General features: G+C 72.3%; 11 protein-coding genes. 7 read left to right on the top strand and 4 right to left on the bottom strand.

All coding sequences use genetic code 11. The features are described 5' to 3' along the window. On the top strand, positions 1–691 hold a 691-nt coding region (locus tag KBX53_RS14445), incomplete at its 5' end, for a hypothetical protein (protein WP_210859739.1). 18 nt (positions 692–709) lie between these two features. Here the strand turns inward: KBX53_RS14445 and KBX53_RS14440 are convergent. The 3 genes from KBX53_RS14440 to KBX53_RS14430 all read right to left on the bottom strand — a co-directional run bounded on the left by KBX53_RS14440 (position 710) and on the right by KBX53_RS14430 (position 3,595). Beyond that, positions 710–2,764, bottom strand: a complete 2,055-nt coding sequence (locus KBX53_RS14440) for a glycogen debranching N-terminal domain-containing protein (protein ID WP_210859737.1) — start codon at positions 2,762–2,764, stop codon at positions 710–712. Further along, on the bottom strand, positions 2,761–3,141 hold the full coding sequence (locus tag KBX53_RS14435) for an SCP2 sterol-binding domain-containing protein (RefSeq protein ID WP_030327766.1): 381 nt from the start codon (positions 3,139–3,141) through the stop codon (positions 2,761–2,763). The genes KBX53_RS14440 and KBX53_RS14435 overlap by 4 nt, the downstream gene beginning before the upstream one ends. Positions 3,142–3,220: 79 nt before the next feature. Next, positions 3,221–3,595 (bottom strand): DsrE family protein, encoded by a 375-nt coding sequence (locus tag KBX53_RS14430; RefSeq protein ID WP_030327765.1) that lies wholly within the window; start codon positions 3,593–3,595, stop codon positions 3,221–3,223. 12 nt (positions 3,596–3,607) lie between these two features. On the opposite strand from KBX53_RS14430, the gene mtfM reads away from it, so the two are divergent. Together mtfM and KBX53_RS14425 are read left to right on the top strand one after the other, a co-directional pair. Next, positions 3,608–3,712 carry a small membrane protein MtfM gene (gene mtfM, locus KBX53_RS36990; RefSeq protein WP_030327764.1) on the top strand — a complete coding sequence of 35 codons (105 nt, stop codon included), beginning with the start codon at positions 3,608–3,610 and terminating at the stop codon, positions 3,710–3,712. 5 nt (positions 3,713–3,717) lie between these two features. After that, on the top strand, positions 3,718–4,308 hold the full coding sequence (locus KBX53_RS14425) for an FABP family protein (protein ID WP_210859735.1): 591 nt from the start codon (positions 3,718–3,720) through the stop codon (positions 4,306–4,308). A gap of 3 nt (positions 4,309–4,311) precedes the next feature. On the opposite strand, the gene KBX53_RS14420 is transcribed toward KBX53_RS14425, so the two are convergent. Continuing rightward, positions 4,312–5,193, bottom strand: coding sequence for an aminotransferase class IV (locus KBX53_RS14420; protein ID WP_210859733.1), 882 nt, complete (start codon positions 5,191–5,193; stop codon positions 4,312–4,314). Positions 5,194–5,261: 68 nt separating this feature from the next. Here KBX53_RS14420 and KBX53_RS14415 point away from each other — a divergent pair, with 68 nt between their 5' ends. The 4 genes from KBX53_RS14415 to KBX53_RS14400 all read left to right on the top strand — a co-directional run. Beyond that, the gene (locus tag KBX53_RS14415) at positions 5,262–5,690 is read left to right on the top strand and encodes a Fur family transcriptional regulator (RefSeq protein WP_030327761.1); all 429 of its coding nucleotides are present in this window, start codon (positions 5,262–5,264) and stop codon (positions 5,688–5,690) included. Then, a complete protein-coding gene (locus KBX53_RS14410; protein ID WP_210859730.1) occupies positions 5,687–6,799 on the top strand; it encodes a folate-binding protein YgfZ in 1,113 nt (370 codons plus the stop codon). The genes KBX53_RS14415 and KBX53_RS14410 overlap by 4 nt, the downstream gene beginning before the upstream one ends. A 23-nt stretch (positions 6,800–6,822) precedes the next feature. Continuing rightward, a complete protein-coding gene (locus KBX53_RS14405) occupies positions 6,823–7,650 on the top strand; it encodes a 3-keto-5-aminohexanoate cleavage protein (protein ID WP_210859728.1) in 828 nt (275 codons plus the stop codon). A 94-nt stretch (positions 7,651–7,744) separates the two neighbouring features. Beyond that, the coding region (locus tag KBX53_RS14400) for an asparaginase (RefSeq protein WP_210859726.1) at positions 7,745–8,050 on the top strand (306 nt) is incomplete at its 3' end.

Raw genomic sequence — 8,050 nt, 5'->3', positions numbered from 1 at the left:
GTCCCTCGACCAGGCCGGCCCGGTGGTCGACCGGGCGGTCGGCGAGCTGGCCCTCGCGGCCGGTGCCGCGGGTCTGCTGGAGCTGGGTCCGGCGCGGATCGCGTCCGGCTGCCGGGTCACCCCGTTCGCCGACGGGGCGAGGCTGCGACGTGAGGTCGGTGTGCTCGCGGCCACCGGCGACGAGCGGGCCGTGCTGTCCGGCATCGCCGAACGGCTGCCGGCCAGCTGGCGGGCCGGGGTCTGGACCGGAGTGGACGGCCCCGAGCTGCGCGCCGACGCCGGAGAGTTCGTGGCCGTCGAGGGGCGGCCGACAGGTGACGGCCGGGTGCGACTGGTCGTCGACACCGGTTGCCGGCCGGTCGGCACCGGCTACTCTCCGGCCCCGGCCACCGCCGCCGGCCCGGAGACCGCCGCGCTGAGCGCCGCGCTGCTGGCACTCGACCGGCCGGGCGACACCGCGCCGGAGCTGGTCACCGCGCCCTGCCCGGGCGGCGGGTTCGCCCGTACCGCGCGGTCCGCCAACGGTCCCGGTCCGGCGGCCTCGACGGCCGCACTCGCCCCGCTGGCCGGCAACGCCCCACTGGTGGACCAACCCCCGGTGTACGCGTACCGCACCGGTGCCGTCACGGTGCTTGCCGAGATCGGCCCGGACGCCACCCGGCTGGCCGCCACCGTCGGCTGCCCGGGCTGAGCCGGCAGCCGGGCCGGGTCAGCCCCCGCCCGGCCGTTCCTCCGGGTCGCGGCTGCGGCCCAACGCGTCGACAGTGCCCCACCGACCGGGAATGTCCAACAGCTCGACGCGGCCCATCCCCGATGGCACGGCCGGGTCGATGATCAGGTGTTCGCCCTGCGGCTCCAACCCCAGCATCACCCGCAGCAGCAGCAGCGGGGTGCCCGTGGACCAGGCCTGCGGGCTGCACGCGGTCGGGTACTCCACCGGATAGTTGGTGAGGTCGCGGGCGTAGCCGGCGAACGCCTCCGGCAGCCGCCCCCCGAAGTACCGGGACGCGGCCAGCATCGTCTCGCAGATCAGCCCGGCCTCGTCCCGGAAGCCGTACCGCCACAACCCCCAGGCGATGATCGAGTTGTCGAACGGCCAGACCGTGCCCACGTGGTAGCCGATCGGGTTGTACCGCCCCTCGTCGGCGGCGAGCGTCCGCAGCCCCCCGCCGGAGAACAGGCGCGGCCCGAGCAGGTGCTCGACCACCTTGCCGGCACGTGACTCGTCCACGATGCCGCTCCACAGCAGGTGCCCGATGTTCGAGGTCAGCGCGTCCACCTGCCGGCCGTCGGCGTCCAGCGCGAGCGCGTAGTGCTCCCGCTCGGGGATCCAGAAGTCGCGGTCGAACCGCTGTTTCAGGTCGGCGGCCTCCCGCTCCAACGTGTCGGCGAACTCCGGGTCGTTCCAGAACTTCCGGGCCAGCCGGGCGGCCCGGATCTTCGCGTCGTACGCGTAGCCCTGCAGCTCACAGGTGGCCCGGGGGAAGCCGGGCAGTTGGCCGTCGGCGTACGAGATGGCATCCCAGGAGTCCTTCCAGCACTGGTTCTGCAGGCCGGTCTCCGGGTTGCGGGTCTGGTACCAGAGGTAGCCCGTGCCGAGCAGGTCACCGTAGGTGTCGATCCACTTCAACGCCGCGCGGACCTGCGACTCCAGCTTGCGAACGAGGGCGGAGTCACCGGTCCACAGCTCGTACTCGTCGAGCAGGATGATGAACAGCGGTGTCGAGTCGGCCGACCCGTAGTACGGCGAGTGAGGCTGCTCCTCGAAGCCGGCGGTCTCGCCGTACCGCAGCTCGTGCAGGATCTTGCCGGGTTCCTCGTCCCGGAAGTCGTCCACCCGGTGACCCTGGAGCCCGGCCAGCATCAGGATGGTCGGCGGGACCAGCTCCGGCAGGAACGGCAACACCTGCAACGAGGTGATGATGCTGTCCCGGCCGAACAGGGTCATGAACCAGGGCAGCCCGGCGGCGATCAGCCGCACGCCCAGGGCGATCGACTCGTAGCGCAGCGCGGCCAGGTCGTTGAGGCTGCGCCGGTACGCCCCGGCCAGCGGCTCGCAGTCGCAGCCGAGCTTCGGCGCCCGGTCGATCAGCTCCTGCTGTTCGGCCCGGATGGCGTCAGCGCTGCGGCTGCCGCCGTACGGGAGGGTGGCTCTGATGTCCTGGCTGCGGGCCCCGAAGACGACGCTGGACACGTGCAGCCGGGTGCTCCACCTGCCGTTGCGGGCGATCCGGATCCGGAAGGTCATCCCGGTCTCGTCGATCCGGGCCGGCGCGGTGGTCCGGAGCACCATCTCCCGGTGGAACTCCTCCCGTCGGTAGGCCAGCCGCAGCTCGTTCTCGCCGACAGTGATGGTGGTCCGACCCCGCTTCTGCCGAGCGTTCTTGATCTCGAACAGGTCGGCGAAGTCGGCCCCGACCTCGATGCGGAGGGTGCACTCGACCTCCGCGCCGAGGTGGTTCAGCACGGTCAGCTCCTCCTCGAAGCTGCCCACTATCGCCCGGCTGCGGATCACCGACGCCTTCGCGTCCAGGTAGTGGGTGGGTTCGCCGGGGGCGAGGAAGAACGTGGTGCGGTACGACTCGGAGTCGTCGACGGAGAGGGCGTGCAGCCGTTCGCCGTCCAGGGTGAGCACCCAGGTGGACAGGAAGCGGGTGTCGAAGGAGAACAGCCCGGTGGGAAAGTCGTAGGACGGCTCGATGTCGCCACGTCGGTCGCTGACCAGGAAGGTGTTGCCGTCCAGGATGCTGACGAGGTCTCTCACCGTTGTCGCCCGGCTGCTCGGCGGGCCGTTTCGCGGGGGTCGCGGGTGCCGGGCGGGTCCGGAAAGAACCGCCGGAAGGCGAGGAAGAGCACCACGTTTCCGCTGAACGTGCTCTCGTTGCGCAGCACCGCCGCGATCCCCTGGGCCTCCCCGGAGATCAGCCGGTCGAAGAGGGCGGCGCTGCTGTACCAGATCGCGTCGGCCGGGCCACGCTCGCGGCTGACCCGCACGGACCCGGGCCGCATCCGGACCAGCCAGTGTTCGGTGCGGTGGTTGTCGCCGAGGTCGATCTGGAGGGTGCCGTCGGCCAGGCCGCCCAGGATCTCCGGGGCACGCGACGGCAGCGCTTCGAAGAACCTCTCCGCCGCCTCGGTCACATCCGAATCGTAGGCAGCTGTCCGAGATGTCGGGTCGGTATCGGCACTCCGCTCGGATCGACCCACCGCCGCCGTGCGGTCAGTAGACGAGCGCCTGCGCGCCCTCGGCCAGCGCTTCCTCGACGAAGACCGCGGCACCGGCGATCCGGACCCCGGGGAGTACGTCGTCCGGGCCGATCTCCCGTCGGGCCGCGCACTGCGTGCAGGCGGTCACCCGACCGCTGGTCAGGATGACGTGCAACAACTCGGCCAGCGGTGCGGAGTGCGGCAGGTCGAACTGCTGGGCGCGACCGGGCACTGCGAACCAGGTCGACTCACCGGTCAACCAGAGTGAGACGTCCACCCCGGCCGCGACCGCCGTCGCGGCCACGGTGAATGCCTGCGCGCACCGCTCCGGGGCGTCAGCCCCCGCGGTGGCCTTGACGACGAGAGTGCGGGCCATGTGGCCCAGCATAGGATGGCCGGGATGGTTACCGAGATCGGGTTTGTCAGCCTGCTGGTCGCTGGCCTGGGCGGGCTCGCCGGTGGCCTGGTTTACCTTGCCGTACGCATTTCGAGAGGACGCTGGTGACGCTGGTGAGCGACGAGAATCCGCTGCAGCCGCCGTGGCTGAACGCGCCGCCGGTCGAGGAGTACCCGTTCGAGGAGAGCCACGACCTGCGGGTCGGGCCGAAGCTGCACCCCGCGCTCGACGCCCTGCTGCCGTACATCGGGCTGTGGCGCGGCCGGGGCAAGGGCGGCTTCCCCACCATCGAGTATTGCGCCTACCCGCAGGAGATCCGGATCAGCCACGACGGTCGGCCGTTCCTGCACTACGAGTCCCGTGCCTGGATCCTCGACGAGCAGAGCAGGCCGGTCCGTCCGGCCGGTCGCGAGGTCGGCTGGTGGCGTCCGGTGCTGGTGGACGGGCGGGCGACCGACGAGCTGGAGGCGCTGCTGACCACCCCGACGGGGGTGATGGAGCTGCACCTGGGAAAGCGCACCGGCACGCAGGTCGAGTTCGCCACCGACGCGGTGATCCGGACTCCGACCGCCAAGGAGGTCACCGGCGGCCACCGGCTCTTCGGCATCGTCGAGGGTGCGTTGCTCTACGCCCAGGAGATGGCCGCCATGGGCCACGGGCTCAGCCCGCACCTCTCCGCCCGGCTGGTCCGGGTCGGCGGCTGACGCTCAGTCGACGGGGAAACCGAGCAGGGCGTGCAGGGCGGGGGTGCGCGGGCAGGGCTCCCGGCGCACCCCGTCCAGCATCCGCACCTCGGCGAGCCCGCGCACCGATGAGCTGAACCAGACCCCGTCGGCGGCGTGCAGCTCGGCCGGCGTGACCATCCGTTCGGAACCGTCCAGGCCCAGCTCGTCGGCGTGGGCGAGCAGCCAGGCGGCGGTGGTGCCGGGCAGGATGCCGGTGGTGGCGGCGGGCACGGTGCAGAGCGTGTCGCCGGTGAGCCACACCACGTTGGCGATGGGTCCCTCCAGCGCGTACCCGTCGGACGAGACCCAGAGCACGTCGTCCACGCCGGCCCGGCGGGCCCAGCGGCGGGCGGCGCTGTTGACCGCGTACGAGGTGGATTTGATTCCGGCCGGTAGCCAGTCGAGCCCGGTGCGCGCGCCGGCGGGCACCCCCAGCGGCAGGATCGCCACGGTGATCCCGTTGCGTCGAGCCGCCTGGGAGGACGCCGGCACCGGGTTCACTGTGGCGTAGACGGTCGGCGGGCCGCCGGCTGCCGAGCCTCGGGTGCAGACCAGCCGTAGCGCGCCCTCCACCGTCGCCGGCCAGCCCGCGCGCACGGTGTCGAGCAGGTCGATGAGCGCGTCGACGGGGGGCAGCTCAAGGTCGACGGCGGCTGCCGCCGTGGCCAGCCGGGCCAGGTGCTCGTCGCGCAGCCACGGCCGGCCCTGGCGCAGGTGCATTGACTCGAAGAGGCCGTCGCCGTGCAGGACACCCAGGTCGTCGGCGCGCAGGACGGGTTCGTCGGCCGGGACGAGACCCCGGCCGAGAACAGCGATCCGGGCACTCGCTGCGGTCGGGGCCGTGCCGACGGGTGGCGTCACCATGACCGTCGAGCGTAGCGGCGGGCCGTCGCAGGCAGGAGCGGCCGCGATTGCCGAACTATGATCGGACGGTGTCCGAATCCTCCCTCGCGGAAATGCTGCGGTCCCGTGGACTGCGGCTGACGGCCCAGCGGCAGCTCGTCCTCCAGGCGGTGCTCGATCTGGGCCACGCCACCCCGGAGCAGGTGCACACCGCGGTGCGGGAGGTCGCCGCCGGCGTCAACATCACCACCATCTACCGCACGCTTGAGCTGCTGGAACGGCTCGGCCTGGTCACCCACACGCACCTGTCGCACGGCTCGCCGACCTATCACGCGGCCGGTGAGCACCAACACGTCCATCTGGTCTGCCGGGAGTGTGGCGCGATCGACGAGATCGATCCGGAGCTGCTGCGCCCCCTCGCCGACCAGTTGGCCGCGCAACGGGGGTTCCGGGTGGACATCGGGCACGTGTCACTCTTCGGCGTCTGCGTACGCTGCGAGAACGGGGACGACAAATGATCGACATCGCGGGCGCGGTGGCCGTCGAGAGCATCGACGAGGCCAGCCGCGACCAGCCGGATCCGGCGCACGTCGCGGCCGGCGTGCGGGGAGTGGCCGCGCACTACGGTGACCCGCTGCGTGAGCAGCGCACCCTCGACACCGCTGTCGGTCTGGTCGACCGGTCGCATCGAGGGGTCATCGCGGTGCCCGGGGAGGACCGGGCCGGCTGGCTGCACACGATCACCTCGCAGCACCTGAGCGCCCTCTCCGCCGGTGAGGGCACCGAGTTGCTGGTGCTGTCGCCGCACGGCCACGTCGAGCAGCACGCCATGGTCGCCGAGGACGGCGAGACCACCTGGCTGGACACCGAGCCCGGCGCCACCGAGGGCCTGCTGACCTACCTGGAGAAGATGCGGTTCTTCAGCAAGGTCGAACCACGCGACGCGACGGCCGAGCGGGCGCTGTTGTCGCTGGTCGGGCCGGCGGCCATGGAGGCGCTCGGCACGTTGGGCGTGGCCGGGCTGGCCGCGCCGGACGTGGTCGCGGTGCCGGGTCCGAAGTTCCCGCACGGTGCGGTGCCACAGCGGGCCGGCGCTCGGTACGACGTGAAACCGCTGCCGATCGGCGGCTGGGCCCGACGTGGCCCGCTCGGGGTGGACCTGCTGGTGCCCCGGTCGGCGATGGACCAGGTGGTGGCGGAGTTGCGCGGCGCCGGCGTGCCGGTCGCGGGGCTCTGGGCGTACGAGGCGATCCGGGTGGCCGCCCGGCAGCCGCGGGTCGGGGTGGACACCGACCATCGGACCATCCCGGCCGAGGTCGACCTGATCGCCCCGGCGGTGCACCTGGACAAGGGTTGTTACCGGGGGCAGGAGACGGTGGCGCGGGTGCACAATTTGGGTCGGCCGCCGCGTCGCCTCGTACTGCTGCATCTGGACGGGGTGACCACCGATCAGCCGCCGGTGGCCGGTACGCCGGTGACCCTCGACGGCCGGGCCGTCGGCTTCGTCGGCACCGCCGTGCTGCACCACGAGCTGGGCCAGGTCGCCCTCGCGGTGCTGAAGCGCAACGTGCCGGACGACGCCGCGTTGCTGATCGGCGAGACGGCGGCGGCGATCGACCCGTCCTGACCGGGCCGTCTAGGATCGCCGGCATGACAACAGGGACGTTGATCACGGTGGCCCCGACCGGCGCTGAGTCGGCCAAGGCGGAGGTGCCGGCGCTGCCGGTGACCCTCGACGAGTTGCTGCTCACCGCCAAGGAGTGCGAGGCGCTCGGCGCCGCCGTGATCCACGTCCACATCCGCGATGACGAGGCCCGGCCGACGCTGGACCCGGTGCGGCTGGCCGACACGGTGGCGGCGCTGCGGGAGGGCACCGACCTGATCGTGCAGCTCTCCACCGGCGGTGCGGTGACCGACCCGGAGGCCGCCCGGCTCGCCGTCCTCGACGCCCGTCCGGACATGGCCTCCTGCACCATGGGCACTGTCAACTTCGGCGACGACGTCTTCCTCAACCGCTGGGAGTTCATCGTCGACCTGCACACCCGGATGCAGGAACGCGGGATCGTGCCGGAGTACGAGATCTTCGACCTCGGCCACCTGTCGGCGTTGCAGCGGTTGCTCGGCAAGTACGGGCTGCCGGCCGGCGGGCACGTGCACGTCGATTTCGTGATGGGTGTGCCGGGTGGCATGCCGGGCACCACGGAAACCCTGGTCGCGGCCCACCGGATGCTGCGGGACCTGCCCGAGGGCACCACCTTCTCGGCCACCGGTGTCGGCCGGAGCACACTTGCGGTCCTGCTGGCCTCGCTGTCGGCGGGCGGGCACCTGCGGGTCGGTATGGAGGACACCGTGACGTACGCGAAGGGCCGCCCGGTGGAGTCCAACATGCAGCTGGTCGCCCGCGCGGTGGGTTTCGCCCAGCTCGCCCAGCGTCCGCCGCTGACCACCACCGAGGCCCGCGAGCTGCTCGGGCTGTAAGGCCGGGTCTGTCCCGCGCCCCTGTCACCCGGGCGGTGGATGTCCTGGTCACCCCGGTGCCGGGCACCCCCGAACCGTCGGTACCGTCCACCGCGTGACGAAGACGTACGAGGGCGGCGCGCCGCTCGCCGAGGTGGTCCGGTCCGGGTTCGTGGAGGGTGCGCACCGCGGCTCGGTGGTGGTGCTGGACGCCGCCGGTGTCGCGGTGGCGTCCGCCGGGGACGTGGTCTCGCCGATCTTTCCCCGTTCGGCCAGCAAGCCGATGCAGGCGATCGGGATGCTCCGGGCCGGCCTGGCGTTGAGCGACCCGGCCGACGTGGCGCTGGTCTCGGCGAGTCACGCGGGCGAGGAATTCCACCTGGCCCGGGTCGGTGCGCTGCTGGAGCGCGCGGGGCTGGAC

The organism is Micromonospora sp. M51 (genome assembly GCF_018070305.1).
In the GTDB taxonomy this organism is placed as follows: Bacteria; Actinomycetota; Actinomycetes; order Mycobacteriales; family Micromonosporaceae; genus Micromonospora; species Micromonospora parva.
The sequence above is the reverse complement of the archived record's forward strand: the minus strand, read 5'-3'. Positions and strand labels throughout refer to the sequence as shown.

What these genes read in the sequence shown, in the direction of transcription:
- KBX53_RS14430 (WP_030327765.1), bottom strand. Translation starts at nt 3,595, where the DNA reads ATGCTGGGCCACATGGCCCGCACTCTCGTCGTCAAGGCCACCGCGGGG.
- KBX53_RS14405 (WP_210859728.1), top strand. Translation starts at nt 6,823, where the DNA reads ATGACAACAGGGACGTTGATCACGGTGGCCCCGACCGGCGCTGAGTCG.
- mtfM (WP_030327764.1), top strand. Translation starts at nt 3,608, where the DNA reads ATGGTTACCGAGATCGGGTTTGTCAGCCTGCTGGTCGCTGGCCTGGGC.
- KBX53_RS14420 (WP_210859733.1), bottom strand. Translation starts at nt 5,193, where the DNA reads ATGGTGACGCCACCCGTCGGCACGGCCCCGACCGCAGCGAGTGCCCGG.
- KBX53_RS14410 (WP_210859730.1), top strand. Translation starts at nt 5,687, where the DNA reads ATGATCGACATCGCGGGCGCGGTGGCCGTCGAGAGCATCGACGAGGCC.